This window comes from Halocella sp. SP3-1 (assembly GCF_003953885.1).
GTDB lineage: Bacteria > Bacillota > Halanaerobiia > Halanaerobiales > DTU029 > Iocasia > Iocasia fonsfrigidae.
In genome coordinates this window covers 3,446,369-3,464,877 of record NZ_CP032760.1, presented here as the reverse complement: position 1 = coordinate 3,464,877, position 18,509 = coordinate 3,446,369, and the positions used below count along the sequence as shown (strand labels likewise).

Annotated in this window: 19 protein-coding genes and 1 pseudogene; 19 read left to right on the top strand and 1 reads right to left on the bottom strand. The window is 36.4% G+C overall.

What is annotated here, in order from left to right; genetic code table 11:
- Positions 1-51 precede the first annotated feature (51 nt).
- The 12 genes and pseudogenes from D7D81_RS16480 (at position 52) to D7D81_RS16430 (ending at position 11,574) form a co-directional block, all read left to right on the top strand.
- Entirely contained in the window at positions 52-957 is a 906-nt protein-coding gene (locus D7D81_RS16480; RefSeq protein WP_125991123.1) for a rhodanese-like domain-containing protein, read from the top strand.
- Positions 958-1,080: 123 nt separating this feature from the next.
- Positions 1,081-2,388, top strand: a complete 1,308-nt coding sequence (locus tag D7D81_RS16475; RefSeq protein ID WP_125991122.1) for a YeeE/YedE family protein — start codon at positions 1,081-1,083, stop codon at positions 2,386-2,388.
- 81 nt (positions 2,389-2,469) lie between these two features.
- Positions 2,470-4,167 carry an FAD-dependent oxidoreductase gene (locus D7D81_RS16470; protein WP_125991121.1) on the top strand — a complete coding sequence of 566 codons (1,698 nt, stop codon included), beginning with the start codon at positions 2,470-2,472 and terminating at the stop codon, positions 4,165-4,167.
- A gap of 136 nt (positions 4,168-4,303) precedes the next feature.
- The gene (locus D7D81_RS16465) at positions 4,304-5,119 is read left to right on the top strand and encodes an ABC transporter permease (protein WP_125991120.1); all 816 of its coding nucleotides are present in this window, start codon (positions 4,304-4,306) and stop codon (positions 5,117-5,119) included.
- 23 nt (positions 5,120-5,142) lie between these two features.
- Positions 5,143-6,186: a taurine ABC transporter substrate-binding protein gene (locus tag D7D81_RS16460; RefSeq protein ID WP_125991119.1), complete on the top strand. Its 1,044-nt coding sequence runs from the start codon at positions 5,143-5,145 to the stop codon at positions 6,184-6,186.
- 14 nt (positions 6,187-6,200) lie between these two features.
- Complete coding sequence (locus D7D81_RS16455; protein ID WP_125992308.1) at positions 6,201-6,998, top strand: ABC transporter ATP-binding protein; 798 nt, start codon at positions 6,201-6,203, stop codon at positions 6,996-6,998.
- A gap of 105 nt (positions 6,999-7,103) precedes the next feature.
- Positions 7,104-9,299, top strand: coding sequence for a heavy metal translocating P-type ATPase (locus D7D81_RS16450; RefSeq protein WP_205739257.1), 2,196 nt, complete (start codon positions 7,104-7,106; stop codon positions 9,297-9,299).
- Positions 9,300-9,402: 103 nt separating this feature from the next.
- On the top strand, positions 9,403-9,774 hold the full coding sequence (locus tag D7D81_RS16445) for an ArsR/SmtB family transcription factor (protein ID WP_125991117.1): 372 nt from the start codon (positions 9,403-9,405) through the stop codon (positions 9,772-9,774).
- A 210-nt stretch (positions 9,775-9,984) separates the two neighbouring features.
- Positions 9,985-10,116 (top strand): annotated as a pseudogene (locus tag D7D81_RS20395) (hypothetical protein); the annotation flags it as partial.
- A complete protein-coding gene (locus D7D81_RS16440; protein WP_125991116.1) occupies positions 10,117-10,482 on the top strand; it encodes a BON domain-containing protein in 366 nt (121 codons plus the stop codon).
- Between the two features lie 93 nt (positions 10,483-10,575).
- On the top strand, positions 10,576-11,034 hold the full coding sequence (locus D7D81_RS16435; RefSeq protein WP_286169844.1) for a spore coat protein: 459 nt from the start codon (positions 10,576-10,578) through the stop codon (positions 11,032-11,034).
- Between the two features lie 189 nt (positions 11,035-11,223).
- Positions 11,224-11,574, top strand: coding sequence for a four-helix bundle copper-binding protein (locus D7D81_RS16430; RefSeq protein WP_125991114.1), 351 nt, complete (start codon positions 11,224-11,226; stop codon positions 11,572-11,574).
- A 62-nt stretch (positions 11,575-11,636) separates the two neighbouring features.
- Here the strand turns inward: D7D81_RS16430 and D7D81_RS16425 are convergent, their stop codons facing one another.
- The gene (locus D7D81_RS16425) at positions 11,637-11,849 is read right to left on the bottom strand and encodes a helix-turn-helix domain-containing protein (RefSeq protein ID WP_125991113.1); all 213 of its coding nucleotides are present in this window, start codon (positions 11,847-11,849) and stop codon (positions 11,637-11,639) included.
- Positions 11,850-12,257: 408 nt separating this feature from the next.
- Here D7D81_RS16425 and D7D81_RS16420 point away from each other — a divergent pair, with 408 nt between their 5' ends.
- The 7 genes from D7D81_RS16420 to D7D81_RS16390 all read left to right on the top strand — a co-directional run bounded on the left by D7D81_RS16420 (position 12,258) and on the right by D7D81_RS16390 (position 18,492).
- Entirely contained in the window at positions 12,258-13,463 is a 1,206-nt protein-coding gene (locus D7D81_RS16420; RefSeq protein WP_125991112.1) for an MBL fold metallo-hydrolase, read from the top strand.
- 7 nt (positions 13,464-13,470) lie between these two features.
- Complete coding sequence (locus tag D7D81_RS16415) at positions 13,471-13,674, top strand: DUF3006 domain-containing protein (protein WP_125991111.1); 204 nt, start codon at positions 13,471-13,473, stop codon at positions 13,672-13,674.
- A 9-nt stretch (positions 13,675-13,683) separates the two neighbouring features.
- On the top strand, positions 13,684-14,124 hold the full coding sequence (locus D7D81_RS16410; RefSeq protein WP_205739255.1) for a GNAT family N-acetyltransferase: 441 nt from the start codon (positions 13,684-13,686) through the stop codon (positions 14,122-14,124).
- Positions 14,125-14,240: 116 nt separating this feature from the next.
- Positions 14,241-15,236, top strand: coding sequence for a LacI family DNA-binding transcriptional regulator (locus D7D81_RS16405; protein ID WP_125991109.1), 996 nt, complete (start codon positions 14,241-14,243; stop codon positions 15,234-15,236).
- A gap of 161 nt (positions 15,237-15,397) precedes the next feature.
- Positions 15,398-16,675, top strand: a complete 1,278-nt coding sequence (locus tag D7D81_RS16400) for an ABC transporter substrate-binding protein (protein WP_125991108.1) — start codon at positions 15,398-15,400, stop codon at positions 16,673-16,675.
- Positions 16,676-16,813: 138 nt separating this feature from the next.
- Positions 16,814-17,683, top strand: a complete 870-nt coding sequence (locus tag D7D81_RS16395; RefSeq protein ID WP_125992306.1) for a carbohydrate ABC transporter permease — start codon at positions 16,814-16,816, stop codon at positions 17,681-17,683.
- Positions 17,680-18,492 carry a carbohydrate ABC transporter permease gene (locus tag D7D81_RS16390; protein ID WP_125991107.1) on the top strand — a complete coding sequence of 271 codons (813 nt, stop codon included), beginning with the start codon at positions 17,680-17,682 and terminating at the stop codon, positions 18,490-18,492. The genes D7D81_RS16395 and D7D81_RS16390 overlap by 4 nt, the downstream gene beginning before the upstream one ends.
- The last annotated feature ends 17 nt before the right edge of the window (positions 18,493-18,509 follow it).

Below are 18,509 nucleotides of genomic sequence, written 5' to 3'. Positions count from 1 at the left end.
GTCTTATACAATAGGTAAAAAAATTCAAAATATATTTCAGGAGGAATGATAATGAGAAGAAAAATGATATTTTCAATAATGATGGCATTGGTATTAGTAACAGGTATAGTTGGTACAGGTTCTGTTCTGGCTGTTTCAGAGAAGGTTGAAGAGGCAGTTAATAGTTATTTTGCCAATCTACCTGAAGACAATAGCATGATAGCTGAGGACAGTTTTATTGAAAAGGTCAAATCAGGTGAAAAGCTCTTTATTCTTGATATAAGACAGGCTGATGTTTATAATGAAGGACATATCAAGGGAGCGATTAATCTGCCCTGGGGTCCAGATGCTATTCCAGAAAATCTTGATAAGCTGCCTGCTGATGAAACTATTTATGTCTATTGCTATACAGCGCAGACTGCTAATCAGACTGTAGCTTTATTAAACTTTGCCGGTTTTGAGGCTAAGTCAGTTAGGTTTGGCTGGAATCTGGGAATTAGCAGGGTAGCTGGTTATGAAGCAGTTGTAGAGACAAAAAACAATGAACTTGAAGGTACAAGTCCATACAAAATAGCTCCTGAGATTAAAAACGCTGTTGTTGACTATTACCAAGGTTTAGCTGATGTTGATGGTACGATGTTTAAGAATTACAAAATTAGTGAAGATTTACTCAAGATGACAATTGATGCTGAACAGGACATTATTATCCTCTCTATAAGACAATCATCAGCTTATAGTAGAGGACATATCCCTGGAGCCATAAATATTCCCTGGGGTAAAGGAATGCAGGAGTATTTTGGTCAATTACCCGCAGACAAGAAAATTGTAGTCTACTGTTATACAGGTCAGACAGCAGGCCAGGCAGTAGCAGGTTTAAGGATGTTAGGTTATGATGCAGTATCTCTCAATGGTGGTATGGGTACAGCAGCAAATAAACCCTATGGGTGGTCAAATAAGGGCTATGAAATTGTAAAATAAATTGATAACAAGGAGTTTCCCTTTGAACATAGGTTTAAAAAGGGAAACTTCTCCCTCTATTTTGGTACACTCTTTTGAGAATTAAAGTACAAATTATGGTAAAGTATCAAGGGAGGAATGGTTATGAAAAAGACAGAGAATATTTTAGGTTTTATAGTTATATTATTAGTGTTAGTCCTGGGTAAAGGTTTCTTAAAAACTGACCTTTTATTTTTCAGACTTTTAATAGGTGTAGGATTAGGTTACGCCCTGGCAAGGGCTTATACAGGGTTTGCCGGGAGTGTTAACCGGGCCTATAGGACTGGGTCAACTAAATTAATGAGAACTATGATGTTTATGTTTTTTATTACTGCTTTAATAACAAGCGCATTTTTATTTAAATCAGATCCTGTTAATTATAATCTCTGGATAAACCCTATCAATATGGGACTAATTTTAGGTGGATTTTTATTTGGTTTTGGAATGTCAATTTCTGTTTGTTGTGCCTCCGGGGTGCTTACTGACCTATCGGCAGGATTTCCCAGGGCTTTTATTACCCTGCTTTTTTTCTGTTTAGGTGTGTTTCTCGGTTTTCCTGTACAGAGGACTGCCAGCTGGGTCAGAAATTCCTGGTTTATTACCCCTACAGGAGTGAGAATAAATGAAGGTGTTTTTCTGCCTGATCTCTTTCAATGGGATGGTTTAGGCGGTTATCTGGGGTCACTTATCTTACTGGCTCTATTTTGTGCTGTAGTTATATTTGTTTCCTATTATTATGAGAAAAAACTTAAAGAAAATGATAAATACCTTGGTCATGGGATGGAAATACAGCAGGAACAGATAACAGAATTAGATCTGAAAAATTTCAAACCCTTTAGTGCCGAAACTTATGAACATATTTTTGCTAAACCCTGGACATTAAAACAGGGGGCGGTAGTAATGAGTATTATATTTACCCTCTTAATGGGGGTTACCAGGGCCGGCTGGGGGGCGTCTACCCCTTATGGTATCTGGCTGGGCAAGGTATTAATGTTTTTGGGTATTTCAGCTGAATCTCTTGCTGATTTTACTAAAATGTCAGCAGATGTTTTCAAATTACCCTTTTTCCAACATGAAGTCTCAGTACAAAACTTTGGGATTATTGTGGGGGCAGTTATTTATCTCTTGACTGCTGGTAAGTTTAAAGCTATTTTTACCTCAGAACTTAAAATAAGTAAAAAGGAAATACTTTTATATGCCTTAGGTGGTATTACTATGGGATTAGGGACCCGTTTTGCCAATGGATGTAATGTTGGTGCATTATATACCCCAATTGCTAACTTCTCTCTATCAGGTTGGGTGTTTTTAGTTTTTATGATTGTCGGTGGGATTATTAGTAATAGGATCTTCTTTAGCCCTCCACTGACCAGTAGTGGCAATCTTAAAAAGCAGGGTAGTGAAATTAGTATGTAATTAAAAATAAACTAGTGAAATATTGAGTTATAAATAAATCAACTAAACAGACCGAAAATAATAATTAGGAGGTACTTTATAATGGCAAATAGGATATTAGTTGTCGGTGGTGTAGCTGGAGGTGCTTCGGTTGCAGCAAGGGCAAGAAGGCTTGATGAGTCTGCAGAGGTAATTATGTTTGAACGGGGCCACAATGTTTCTTTTTCTAATTGTGCACTTCCCTTTCATTTAAGTGGTATTGTAGAGAAAAGTGAAGACCTGGTATTGATCTGTCCTGAGACATTCAAAAAAAGGTATAATATTGAGGCAAGGACAAGGAATGAAGTTACTAAAATAAAGAGGGATGAGAAAAAAGTAGTTGTTAAAAACCTGGAAACTGGTGAAGAATATGAAGAAAAATATGACAAATTAGTTCTGTCCCCTGGTGCTAATCCAATTTTACCTGCCAGTATTGAGGGAATAGACAGTAAAAATGTATTTACAGTTAGAAATGTTCAGGATATTAGCAAGCTAAATAATTATATAAAGGACAATAATATCAATGATATTGCTGTTGTAGGTGGTGGTTTTATTGGTATAGAGGTTGCAGAGAATCTTCACCTTGCCGGGAAAGATGTCAGTCTAATAGAAGCCTTGGACCAGGTTATGTCGCCTTTTGATTATGATATGGCTCAAATACTGCATAAAGAGTTATATGACAAAGGGGTTAATCTGATTTTAAATGATGCAGTTAAAAAGATTGATCAGGAATATATAGAGTTAGAGTCTAGTAAAAGAGTTAAGGCTGAAGCAGTAGTTATGGCAGTTGGAGTTAGTCCTGAAACTAAACTAGCAGAAGAGGCTGGCCTGGAAATAGGTGAAACAGGTGGAATTAAGGTGGATCACAACTACCGTACAAGTGATAAAGATATATATGCAGTGGGTGATGCTATAGAAGTATTTTGTTCCATAACTAAAAATAAAACAAGGCTACCACTAGCTGGTCCGGCTCAGAGACAGGCCAGGGCAGCAGCTGACCACATTAACAGTATTCCTCATTCAAATAAAGGGATTATTGGTTCTTCTGTAGTCAAAATCTTTGATCTGAATGCTGCCTCTACTGGTATAAATGAAAAGACTGCCCGAAAAGCAGGGATTCCCTATGATTTTGTTTATATTATCCCTTCAGATATAGTAGGTTTAATGCCTGACAGTAATCCACTCTACTTTAAGTTAATATACGAATACCCAAGCGGGAAAATCCTCGGTGCTCAGGCGATTGGAAAAGGTGATGTGGCCAAGAGAATAGATGTTGTTGCAACATTAATCCGTATGGGTGGCACCCTGGAGGATTTAAAAGAATTAGAATTATGTTATGCCCCTTTATTCAGTACAGCCAGAGATGTAGTAAATCAGGCTGCCTTAGTGGGATTAAATATTTTACATGGACAATTCGAACAGGTGCCGGTCACTAAAGTTAGAGAACTGGTAGAGAATGATGCCTTTATTGTAGATGTGCGGGAAGAAGATGAGTACAAAGCAGGACATCTCAAAAATGCTGTAAATATTCCTCTGAGTGAACTCAGGGACAGGGCAGGTGAAATTCCAGAAGATGAACCTGTCTACTTACACTGCCGTTCAGCCCAGAGAAGCTATAATGCTATAATGGCTTTACAGGGGATGGGTTATGATAATGTATGTAATATTTCCGGTTCCTTTTTGGGTATCTGTTGTTATGAATTTTATCAGGATCAGGTTACAGGTAGGGAGAAGATCGTAACTGAATATAATTTTAACTAAAGGGAATATGATTAATGTTAGATTCAGGTATATATTTTGAAATTTCTCCAGAAAAGTGATATTATTATTACGGCCATCGGGTTTATACTTGGTGGCCTTACTAATATTTGTTTGCTTAGACAGGGGCGTGTGAGCTATGGACTTATTAAAGGATAAACAGGGAGCAAATAATTCGGAAAAGAAAAAGAGTAAAACTGAAAAAAAGATGACTGTAGCAACCTGGCTGGTGATTTTCCTTGCCTGGTATGTACTAAGCAGATTAGAGATATTTTCTGCAACCCTGGTGCCATCACCATTCAGAGTCTGGACAGCCTTCCTCGGGCTTTTAAATGATGGTTATAACGGGATTTCTCTCTGGGGTCACCTGGGAGCAAGTTTCAAAAGATTGTTGGTATCTTTAATCTTTGCTATTATAACTGCTGTTCCACTGGGTCTTTTAAGTGGATATTTTAGTAAGATTGAAGCTGTGATTGACTCTGTAGTTGAATTTTACCGCCCTTTGCCACCACTTGCTTATTATACACTGCTTATCTTATGGTTTGGAATAGATGATACGTCAAAAGAAATACTATTATTTCTGGCAGCCTTTGCCCCTATTTACATTGCCTGTGTATCTGCTGTAAGTAAAATTAACAGGGATTATATCTTGAGTGCTAAGTCACTGGGGGCAAATCAAAAAAACGTCTTTTTTAAGATAGTATTACCTGCCTGTTTACCTGAGATTTTTACAGGTGTTAGGACAGCCTTTGGGGTAGCTTATACTACACTGGTTTCTGCTGAAATGATAGCAGCAACTTCAGGTATAGGCTGGATGGTACTTGATGCAGCAAATTTTTTAAAAAGCGAGATTATTTTTATTGGTATCTTGATAATGGGTATTACCGGTATCTTGATAAATGCTGGATTACGGTTTTTAGAGAAGAAGATTGTCTTCTGGAAAGGTGAGGTATAAGGAGATTAAAATGGAGGTTGATTATGAGTTTACGTAAAAGGATATTATCAATTATATTGCTAGGGGCTATAGCTGTTTCTCTGATAGCCTGTGGTAATGGTTCTGGCAGTCAAAGTTCAGGTAATTTACCTGCAGAAATAACTTTTGGTATTCTTCGGGTTCCTAATGATGAAACAATAGCTATAGCTGAAGGATTATTTGATAAGTATTTTACGGAAAAGGGAATTGACTGTAATTTTGTTGTTTTTGATTCAGGGTCAGAGGCTAACAAGGCTTTAGCATCAGGGAGTATTGATTTTGCGACAATGGGAAATATCAATTCTATTACTGCTCTCTCCAGAGAGCTTAATGTGGAAATGGTCTGGATTCATGAAGTATTGGGAGAAATTGAAGCCCTGGCAGTTAAAGAGGGTTCAGGTATTAATAAGATAGAAGACCTGGCTGGAAAAAGAATTGCAGTTCCTTTTGCTTCTACCTGTCATTTTATTTTATTAAATGTCCTTAAAGATGCTGGAATTGAAGGTGAAGTACAGTTATTAGACATGCAGACAACAGAGATTGTTGCGGCTTGGGAAAGAGGGGATATTCAGGCAGCTTATACCTGGCAGCCTTCACTTGGAAAATTACTGGAAAGTGGGAGAGTTTTGATTTCAAGCCAGGATATGATTGAGAAAGGATATATAACAGCCAATGTAGAGGTGGTTAAAAAAGATTTTGCCCGGAGATATCCAGAGCTAGTGACAGCAGTTATTGCCTGTTTAACAGAAGCAGCAGATATTTATAGACAAAATCCAGAAAAAGCTGCCACCATTGTAGCTGAGGAACTGGGGATTACAGCAGAAGAGGCTTTGTTACAGATGCAGGGGTCAAGTTGGTATACCCCAGAAGAATTACTTGGTGAAGGGTTTTTTGGCAGCAGTGAAGAGCCTGGGGCTTTTGCTGTCGTAATGAAAGATACTGCTGATTTTCTTAAGAAACAAAAATTTATCGATTATTCACCTACACAGGAAGAGTTCAATGAATATGTTAATCCTTTATATATTGAAAAGTATTTAGAATTGGAATGAAAGGAATAAACTATATGGTAGATGAAGGAAAACGGGAGATTCTAATAGATGTTAAAAATTTAAAACTGGCATATGGAACAGGGGACGATTCAATTCTGGCATTAGAAGACATAAACCTGGAGATTAGACGGGGGGATTTTTTATGTATTTTAGGGCCTTCTGGCTGTGGTAAGAGTACGCTTTTAAAAACTATGGCTGGTTATATTAAACCTACCGAGGGAAATTGTCTTATGCAGGGAAAAGCTATTGAAGGACCTGACTGGCATAGAGGGGTTGTATTTCAGTCTTCAACCCTATACCCCTGGATGAGTGTAAAGGATAATGTAGAATTTGGCCCTAAAATGAGAGGCCTTCCAGCAGAGGAGATTGAAGAAATCAGGACCTATTTTTTGGATCAGGTTAAACTGGCTGGGTTTGGTGACAAATTCACCTTTGAACTCTCAGGGGGCATGAAACAGAGGGTAGCACTGGCCAGGGTTTTGGCCAACTACCCCCAGGTAATTCTGATGGACGAGCCCTTTGGGGCTTTAGATGCTTTGACCAGAAATAATATGCAGAATTTGATTCGTAATATCTGGAAAGATAATAATACTACCATATTTTTCATCACTCATGATGTTGATGAAGCCTTATGCCTGGGGACGAGGATTGTTGTTATGTCTAAGCGGCCAGGGACAATACTAAAGGAGTTTAATGTTGAATTTACTCATCAAATATTTGAACATAATTCAAAAGATGTAGTTTATAAAGAGGATTACTTTGATATTAAAAACGAAATCTTGGATCTTATTAATAGTCAGATTGAGGAATAAGGATTAATAATTTTAATTGACAAATTTTATTAATTGCTATATACTATATATGAACAATTATTCAAATAAACATATATTTAAATGAATTATGGGAGGAAAAATATTATGGCAGAAGCGGTACTAGTAAAAAATGAGTTTAAAACAAAGTATATTCTTAGGGGGTTAGCCTGTACCAGTTGTGCAGCTAAAATTGAAAAAGCGGTGCAGGAATTGCCATATGTAGTAGAAGCAGAGTTGAATTTGGCTGCCTCCACGATAATAATTAAAGGCAGTGAAAGAACAAAAAACATGGATAAGGAATTACAGTTTATAGCCGATAAGATTGAGAATGGGGTTAAAGTGGAAAAAGAGGGAAAAAGGACTCTTCGGCAGGAAAACAATACATCTAAAAAAGAAAGGGCTAAAGATAATACTGATATAACTAAGAAAAGTAATTATCAGTATAGATTTTGGTCTGGTGTAGGGATTTTTATTCTGGCCTTAATTTCTCTACAGGTCCCTATTCTAACGGATGGGTTCTTTAATTTCTATTTTAAATATTTTCTTTTTGGTTCAAGTTATCTATTAATTGGCAGTCCAGTATTAATAGCAGCATTTAAAAACATAAAAAGGGGTCAGGTCTTTGATGAAAATTTCCTGATGAGTATAGCAACACTAGGTGCTTTTGCTATTCAGGAGTTTCCCGAAGGGGTAGCAGTAATGTTGTTCTATATGGTAGGAGAGATGTTTCAGGAGAAAGCGGTTGACCATTCCCGTCGTTCGATTAAGGATTTGATGGATATTAGACCTGATTATGCTAATCTAAAGCAGGGAGAAAAAACAATTAAGATTGCCCCGGAAGATGTTCAGGTAGGAGATATTATAGTAATTAAACCTGGTGAAAGGGTTCCCCTTGATGGAGAGGTGTTGAAAGGGAGTTCTCTGGTAGATACTTCTGCCTTAACAGGTGAATCTGTTCCCCGCCGGGTTAAAAGTGGAGAAGAGATACTCAGCGGTATGATTAATAAAACTGGCTTATTAACTGTCAAAGTCAACAAAGAATATAATCAGTCAACAGTAGCGCAGATTCTTGACCTGGTTGAAAATGCCAGTGCAAAGAAGGCTGCTATCGAAAAGTTTATTACGAAGTTTTCCCGCTATTATACACCAGTAGTAGTTTATTCTGCTCTGGCTATAGCAATATTACCACCCCTATTTTTAGCAGGGGCATCTTTTTCTGATTGGCTTTACCGTTCCCTAATTTTTCTGGTTGTCTCCTGCCCCTGTGCACTGGTAGTATCTATTCCTCTGGGGTTCTTTGGGGGAATTGGCCGGGCTTCTCGTCAGGGAATCCTGGTTAAAGGTGGTAACTATCTAGAGGCTTTAAATGATGTAAAACAGATTGTCTTTGATAAAACCGGTACTTTGACGAAAGGTGAATTTGTTGTCAGTAAAATAAAGCCATATAATAATCATAGTAAAGATGAAATCCTAATTAAGGCGGCCTATGCTGAGAGCCACTCAACACACCCGATTGCTAAATCTATTTTAGAAGCCTGTGAATATAAAATTGATAATAATAAAATAGAAGACTATCAGGAATTCTCCGGCCGTGGTATTAAAGCGGTGATAGATGGGCAGGAAGTACTGGTCGGCAATAATAAACTGATGGACCAGGAACAGATTGATTACCAGGAAGTTACTGAAGAAGCTACGGAAGCTACGATTGTCTATATAGCTATTGACAATGTTTATGCCGGTTATATTACTATAGCTGATCACCTAAAGGATGATTCACTTAAGGCGATAAAGGCATTGAAACAGGCTGGTATACGAGAAATAACAATGTTTACTGGAGACAGGGAAAATGTTGCCCAGGAGATTGCTAAAAGACTTGGTCTTGACAATTATTATGCTGAACTATTACCAGCTCAGAAAGTCGAAAAGGTTGAAGAATTATTAAAAAAACAGGACAAAAAAGATAAACTAATTTTTGTTGGTGATGGAATAAATGATGCACCAGTACTTGCCAGGTCAGATATAGGGGTGGCTATGGGAGGACTGGGATCTGATGCAGCTATAGAAGCAGCAGATGTAGTATTAATGACAGATGAACCTTCTAAACTGGTTACAGCCATCAATACTGCCCATAAAACTAGACAAATAATCTGGCAGAATATTATTTTTGCCCTGGGAATTAAGGGAATTGTGCTGATTATGGGGACATTAGGTATAGCTACTATGTGGGAAGCTGTATTTGCCGATGCTGGTGTTGCTTTACTGGCGGTATTAAATGCTATGAGGATTAGTCGTAATCCTTGATTTTTACTATATAATAGAATATAATAAGAAAGATGGAAAGTCAGTGATATAACTAAAAGTAAAAGGAGTAACCCGTCATACCCGATTAGAGGGGATGTTATATATGAAAGACAAAAATAAAATATGTGATATATGTGAGGTCTTTAATCCTAATAAACGGATTGTTGGATTAATGGAGGATAATAAACTCAAGGAAGATGTAGTCTATGACTTGGCCGAAATATTTAAGACTATTGGTGATCCTACCAGAATAAAAATACTTTATGCCTTAAAAGAGCGGGAATTATGTGTTTGCGATCTATCTGAACTGCTGGAGATGAGTTCATCTGCAATATCTCATCAATTAAGGGTTTTAAGAAATAACAAGCTGGTTAAATTCCGTAAAGAGGGTCGTTCTGTTTATTATTCCCTTGATGATGACCATGTTTTAACTCTATTTTGTCAGGGGTTAGAACATGTTCTAGAAGATAAATAAACCTTAAGTCATATTCAAAAAGAAGAACAACAATAAAAAATCTCTTTATCTGTCTGTGAATATTTAGCAGGTGGGTAGGGGATTTTTTTTTTTGCCAAAATATAAATACATAAAATTATTTATAGTGAACCACCCTACTTAGTAGAAATAAGCAGATGTTTTTAAAAAGTATGATTAATAGTTAAAAATATAGTAAAGAAGGTGAATTAAATTAAAACAAAAAAAACAGATAGTATAAAAAACCTACAGGAAAAAATTGATAGGGATAGGAATATAGGTTCTTATGGGATAAAGGTTGAAGAGGCAGCTGGAAATATTATAGTAACTGGTATAGTAGATACTTTGGATGAGCTAAGATATACAGAAAATTTATTAAATGATCTGACTGCTAATAAAAAGATTGAAATGGCAGTTAGTGTAAGTACTGATGGTGCAGTAACTGATGATGATAGTTTGCTGGAAGTTGCTGAAGAAATAGCAGATAATCCCGAATTGAAGGATAAAATTAACATTAGAGTAAATAAGGGTAAAGTTCACCTTTCGGGGCAGGTTGATCAGCGCGAATTAAAAGAAGAAGCTGAAAATGCAGCGGCTAAGGCCCGGGGTGTAATAGCTGTAGAGAATCAAATTAAGGTAGGTACTAATGCTAGAAATGAGGGTGTAGACGGTATTTTTCATAGCCAGGTGAGGAATGATAAAGAAGAATAAGCATTTATAAAATTTTATTTAATGTATATAAAAAAGAATAAAAGATAAAATATGTATGAGGTGATTAATTTGAATCTTAGCCAAAAAGAAAAAATGCTTTTACAGGATCAGAAAACCCATGAAGAAATATGTATTGAAAAGTATACAAATTATGCAGGTCAGGCTCAGGATCCTCAGTTAAAAGACATGTTTAACACTTATGCTGGTCAAGAAAAACAGCATTTAAACACAATTAATCAAATTTTGAGTGGTTCTGTTCCCCAGATGGGTGGGGGAGCTCAGAACCAGCAGGCTAAACAACAAAGTAATCAACAAGCTGTGCAAAATAAAGGTAATCAGACTGGAATGTCAAATCAAAACGATGCTAAGCTGTGTAATGATTTGTTAATGACAGAAAAATATGTTTCAGGGACCTATGATACTGCTATCTTTGAGTTTGCTGACTCCGATATTCGTAATGTTTTAAATCATATTCAAAAAGAAGAACAACAACATGGAGAAGGTATCCTAAACTATATGCAAAATAGTGGGATGTATAGTATCCAGCAATAGGTTTTTAAAAATTTCTTAGATTACTAGTTTAACTATTATTTATAATCATTTTATTTTAAAAAACCCTTATGTATGTTAATATTTTTTGTTAACAGGCAAAGGAATTTTTTAGTTAGTACAGTATATTTATCTCCTTTTGTTTAAATACTAGCTATAGATATTAACATAACAGGGAAGGAGGAATAAGTAATGACAACTGGCCTACAGACCCATATGGATAGATATCAAAAATGTATTGAGATTTGTAATAAGTGTATGGTTGAATGTGAGTTTTGCCTGGATGCCTGTTTACATGAACCAGATGTTGCTAACAGAATTGAGTGTATGGAAATGTTGAAGGACTGTATTGAGATATGTTCTGTTTCTGCAAAATACATGGCTGGTAATAGTCAATTTGCCAGTCAAATATGTCAATTATGCGCTGATATCTGTGATGCCTGTGCAACTGAATGTGAACAATTTAAAGATAATCACTGTCAAACCTGTGCTCAGGTCTGCCGTGATTGTGCTACAGAATGTCGTAATATGGTACAGTCTTAAGAATAAGATAACCCTGTCTGGGGATGTCCAGACAGGGTTATTTTTATTTTGACTTTCAGATATTAGCCTTTTTCAGGGATTATCTCCAGTATCTCATTAAAATCAGTAATCTCCAGGGCCTGCATTATTTCTTCTAAAGTATTAAATTGGATGCCTTCAGTATTACCTTTGACAATTTTATAAATTGCAGGAGAGGTAAGAGAAGTCTTTTTAGTCAGCCAGTAAGTAGATTTATTTTTTTTACTTAATAGATCTTTGATTTTAAGTCTTATCATTATAGTATCACGTCCTTATTATTATTATAATAAATACTTAACTACAAAACAATAAACTAACTTGACTTATAATAATTATAATTTTATAATATTGATAAAAATAATTTTATAATATAAAGTTTAAATAATAATTATAAATGATAAATAGGCCATATTGGTGCTCCTATATAACTGAGACATGTTTTAATTAATGTTAGAAAATGATTTTAAAGGCGTTGTCCTATAAAACTGGTTTTAGAGATGGTTTGCAATTTTTGTCAGAAATAATCACTAGTAGGGATAGATAGAGATATTTACTTGCAAATTTTATGCTTATAATTTTGTATTTCTTGTGATAATATGTTATAAATTTAATAGTAAACATAATAATAAGCTTAAACAATAATTTAAAAAAGGGGTAATTTAATAGTGTTTAGAGTAAAGAAAAATATAATAATACCAGTACTTATAATTCTACTTTTATCTCTATCAATTTTAATAAGCAACGCGGCTGCTGACAGCTTAATTATACACTTTATAGATGTGGGACAGGCTGATTCGATTTTTATCCAGCTCCCCAATAGTCAGACTATGCTGATAGATGGTGGAAATAATGGGGATGGTTCTTTAATAATAAACTATATTAAAGGACTTAAAAAATCGAACAATAAGATTGATTATTTGATCGGGACCCATCCCCATGAGGATCATATTGGTGGACTTGATGATATAATTAATGAATTTGATATAGGCAGGGTATTTATGCCCAAGGTTAGCCATAGCAGTAAAACTTTTGAAGATTTAATGTTGGCTATCAGGGATAATGGTTTAAAAATATCCGCCGCTCAGGTTGGACAAACAATATTTAATGATGATAATATAGATTTAAAGGCTGTTATACTTTCACCAGGCCGGGATTCCTATGATGAATTAAATAATTATTCAGTAGTAATAAGACTGGTTTATGGTGATACTACTTACTTGTTTACCGGGGATGCAGAAGGGCTGGTTGAAAATGAACTACTCAGGCAGCAGCTGGATTTAAAGGCAAATGTTTTAAAGGTGGCCCACCATGGCAGCAGTTCTTCTACAGGCGAAAGATTTCTGAAGGCTGTAGCACCACAGTATGCCGTTATTTCTGTCGGCAAAGATAATAGCTACGGTCATCCCTCTCAGCTTATCATAGACAGATTGCAGAGGGATAACATTAAGGTCTATAGAACAGACAGGCAGGGGACTATTATTGCCAGTAGTGATGGCAATAAAATCAAATTTAATAAAAAAGAATTAGTAATGGATAGTAATGCGCTAAGGGATACTGGAGTTTATCTTTCCATGGTAACTTTAACAGGCTCTGTGGAGAGTGTTGTAATCTCAAATAACACTGCTAATACTGTTAATCTATCAAACTGGAAATTAGTCAGTGAGGTAGGTGGCCAGGAATATATCTTTCCTAAAGGGACAGAGATACCAGCTCAGGGTCAGTTGAAAGTTGTAAGTGGAAGAGGGGCTAAAGCAGAGCAGCCGGGTATTATATTGTGGAATAATTCTTATATCTGGAATAATGATGGAGACCCGGCTATTTTATATGCTCCATCAGGTCAATTAGTATCAAGGTTTCCCAGAGAGGAGTGATGACCAAGTGTTAATTATTGACCGTTTTGAGGCTGATAAAGCAGTTATTGAATTTAGTAAAGGGGATGATATAGTAATCTTTGATATTCCCAGACTGGCCCTTCCGGTTGATGTTGGAGAAGGGGATATACTTAGAATAGAAATTAATAAAGATGCCAGTCAAAATAGGAAAAAAGAAATGCAAAAATTAAGTGATGGTCTTTTTGAATGAATGAAGGAGATGAAGAGAAAGATGGGAATAATTATTAAAGAGGTAAGTAGTAAAACTGACCTGGAGGATGTACTGGCTTTGAGAGAAGAGGTCTTTATTGAAGAGCAGGGGATAGACCCTGCCCTGGAAAGAGATAGTTATGATCAGGCAGCTGTGCATGTCCTGGCCCGGGAGGGCTCTAAGGTGATTGCCTGTGGTAGGGTTATATTTAATGATTCTTATGGTAAGATTGGACGTGTTGCAGTTGCAAAATCCTGGCGCAAACAGGGAATAGGAAGGAAGATATGTCAGAAAATAATAGCTATAGCTGATGAAAGAAACTGTTCCAGATTGGTTTTGGAGGCCCAGGTGGATGCGGTAAATTTCTATAGGAAACTTGGTTTTGAAACAAATGGGGATATTTTCCAAGAGGCTGGGATTGAGCATATAAAAATGACAGCAACTCTTTAAAAATAAAACTTGTATAATTCTAATTATAGATTTTTCTTGATTTTTAAGGTTATTTTTGATATATTATAATAAAATCATTTGAAACGTTTCAAATTTTAATACAGAAAGGATTAACTATGGGAGTTACTTTAAAAGATGTTGCAAAAAAGGCAGGAGTATCTATTGGTACAGCTTCAATGGCACTAAATAATAGTGAAAAAGTAAATATTGATACCTACAAAAAGGTACATAAAGTTGCCCGGGATTTAAAATATATTCCTAATGCCAGGGCCAGGGCTCTTGTAAAGCAGTCAACAAAGATCATTGGTCTGGTAGTTCCTCATATTATTAACCCCTTTTTTGCTGAGCTGGCTCAGGCGGTAAAGGATACTGTAAAAAAAGAGGGATATAATGTAATCTTATGTAGTACTGATGGTAAGGCAGAAGAAGAGGCCCATTATATAGACCTTTTTAAAAGTGGGATGGTAGATGGTGCTATTTTTACTTCCCAGGAAAACCTATCCAGGGACAATTACCAATTGTTAGAGGAATTGGCAGCGGATTATATTCCGGTGGTTAATATTAATAGTCAGGATTTTGGGAGTAATTTGATTCCGGTAATAAAGACAGACCTGAAAAAAGCGGGTTATCTGGCAACCAAATATATGATTGAGCTGGGCCATCAAAAAATTGGCTTTGGCAGTCACAGCCCTCGAAGGTTTGAAGGATATAAAGAGGCAATGAAGGAACATGGGCTTTACAACCCAAAATACGTTTATTATCCAATGAGCTCTGTTGATGAAGTAGTTGATAATATACTACAGTCCAGGACCAAACCAACTGCTTTTGTCTGTTATAATGATAAAAGTGCTATAAAAATGATTCAGTTACTGGTAGGGCAAGGGCTCAGGGTGCCTGAGGATATTTCTGTCTGTGGGACTGATAATATCCGTATGTCCAAACATTATAATCCACCACTGACCACCATTAATATTCCCAAAACAGAAATAGGTGATAAGGCTGCTAGACTGCTATTAAAGCTTATTGTAGGAGAGAGGCCTGCAGAAAGTGATATGGAAATTAACTTTCCGACAGAATTGGTAATTCGAAAATCTACTGCCAGCATAAAATAGCTTTTATATAAATATATTATTTTAGACTAAATTTGAAACGTTTCAATAATACCGGATTTTTGTCGAATTACTTTAGGGGGTGGTAAATTTATTGATAATGTCTAAAGGGTGTCAATAGGTGAGACAAAAATTAACAGAACATTTTTAAAGGAGGAAAAAGTATGAAAAAATCTATAACTTTATTGTTGGTGTTATTTATGGTGCTTATAGGTGCTGTGAGCACTTGTGCAGTTAGGGCAGGTGACGATGTAACAATTACAGTCTGGTGTTGGGATCCATCATTTAATATCTATGCTATGGAAGAGGCAGCAGAAATTTATGCGGGAATAAATCCTAATGTAAAAATTGATGTTGTCGAAACAGCCTGGGAAGATATACAAACAAAACTGACAACAGCAGTAAGTGGGGGGCAGACCGATACACTCCCTGATATCTTACTTATGCAGGATAATGCACTGATGAAAAATGTTATCAATTTCCCTGATACATTTGTAGATATAACAAATTCAGGAATTGATTTTTCCAGTTTTGCTGATTTCAAGGTAGCTCTTACTATGGTTGATGGCAAAAATTATGCTGTACCATTTGATAATGGGGCTGCCATTAATGCAGTAAGAGTAGATATTCTGAAGGAAGCGGGTTATACCCTGGATGACCTGACAGATATTACTTGGTCTGAGTATATAGCAATAGGTAAAGATGTCCTGGCCAAGACCGATAAACCCCTGGCCTCAGCTGTAGCTGGCGAGCCAGATTTTCTAATGTTGATGCTGCAGAGTGCCGGCAGTTGGATGTTTGATGATCATGGTGAGGTATATATCACTGAAAATGATGTTTTAAAAGAGGTAATTGAAGTTTACGTAGAACTGGTTAAGAGTGGTGTGGTAGTTGAAGTAAATGACTGGGATCAGTATATTAGTTCATTTAACCGTGGTACTGTTGCTGGAACAATTAATGGCTGCTGGATTATTGGTTCAATTACACCTCAGACAGAACAGAAAGGTATGTGGAGGGTTACTAATGTACCAAGACTTGATAAGGCAGCAGGGGCTGTTAACTATAGTAATCAGGGTGGTTCAAGTTGGATGGTTCTGGCCAATTCTGAGAACCAGGAGATTACTGTGGATTTCTTGAAGCACACCTTTGCTGGGAGTGTAGAATTGTATGAGACTATTCTACCTTCCTCAGGTGCTCTAGCTACCTATTTGCCAGCTGGTGATAGTGATGTCTATAATGAACCACATGAGTTTTTTGGGGGTCAGGCAATTTATGCTGATATCACTGATTTTGCCGCCAAGGTACCACAGGTAAACTATGGTGTTTATAATTATGAAGCAAGGGATGCTATTGGTACTGCTATTACCCAGATTATTTCTGGAACTGATATAGATACTGCCTTGAGAGAGGCAGAAGAGACAGTCAAGTTTTTAATGTGGTAATTATATAGGGTTACTGGTGCTGTAAAACAAAATTTTGTTTTACAGCACCATCATAAAATATTAAGTTAATTGATAAAGGGAGGGAAGAACTTGATGAATACCTCGGTTTTAATCAAAAAAGAAAAAGTAATCAAGGGTATGAATCTTACAAGGAGGCGGAAAATAATTGGTTGGGGATTTGTGATACCAGCTACAATTTTAATCTTTATCTTTTATTTTTACCCGATAATCCGGGCCTTTATATTGTCTTTTCAGACAGGGATGGGTGCCAATATGAAGTTTACTGGATTATTTAATTATAAAAGGTTATTTGTTGATAGTTTATTTAAGAGATCATTGAGTAATGTGTTTATTTATTTAATTTTACAAGTTCCTCTAATGATTATACTGGCTTTGATACTGGCTAACATATTAAATGATAAAAGTCTAAAATTCAGGGGATTTTTCCGAACAGCAATCTTTTTACCCTGTGCAACTTCATTGGTGTCATATGCCATTATTTTTCGTTCGATGTTTGCCCTTGATGGATTTGTAAATACAATTTTAATGAATTTATCGCTAATTAGCAGACCGATTAACTGGATAGGTCAGCCGTGGACAGCAAGGATTCTAATTGTTATTGCCCTTACCTGGAGGTGGACGGGATATAATATGATTTTTTATCTGGCAGGTTTACAAAATATAGACCCCTCTGTCTATGAAGCGGCTAAAATAGATGGGGCCAGTGCCTTTACCAGGTTTCGTAAAATTACTATTCCATTATTAAAACCGATAATACTACTGACTACTATTATGTCTACTAATGGTACTTTACAGCTCTTTGATGAGACCAAAAACCTGACAGATGGTGGTCCAGCAAATGCTACCCTCTCTGTCTCCCAGTATATATATAGGTTGTCATTTGAATATGTACCAAGGTTTGGCTATGCAGCTGCTATTGCCTTTATTATCTTTATTTTAGTTGCTGTCCTGGCCTTTATGCAGATGAAGGTAGGTGATCAGAGATGAGCAGGAAAGGTTTTAATGCTGCAGTAAAATATATTTTCCTGGGTATTGCATCCTTCGTATCTCTGTTTCCTCTCTTGTGGATGCTGGCTTCTGCTACTAATAGTAGTGTAGATATACTTGGTGGGCGAATAATACCTGGCAGTTATTTGTTGGAGAATTTAAAGATACTATCAGCAAATACCAATGTTATGAGGGCTCTCTGGAATTCATTCAGAAATGCAACAGTGGCTACAATAGCCAGTCTAGTGGTATGTTCGATTGCAGGTTATGGTTTTGAGATATATCATGACCGGGGAAAAGACCTCCTGATGAATATTCTGCTGCTTTCTATGATGGTTCCCTTTGCAGTGATTATGATTCCACTTTTTATGATGTTTGGCAATGCAAATCTATTAAATACAACGACTGCCTTTGTTTTACCAACAGTAGCAACAGCCTTTTTAATCTTTTTATTCAGGCAGAGTACCAGGTCTTTCCCCCATGAAATTATTGAGGCAGCAAGAATAGAGGGTATGGGGGAACTGGGAATATTTTTCAGGCTTTATGTACCTATCATGAAGTCTACTTATGCTGCTGCAGCAGTAATCACCTTTATGACCGCCTGGAATAATTATTTATGGCCTTTAATTATTATGCAGAAAAATGAAAGTAAAACCATGCCCCTATTGATTGCAGACCTAATATCAGGTTATGTGATTGATTATGGTGTTTTAATGCTGGCTGTTAGTATAAGTATCCTACCGACAGTGATCATCTTTTTAGTATTACAGAAAAACTTTGCTGAGGGAATTATAAGTTCTATCAAATAGGAATATGGACAAAGAGG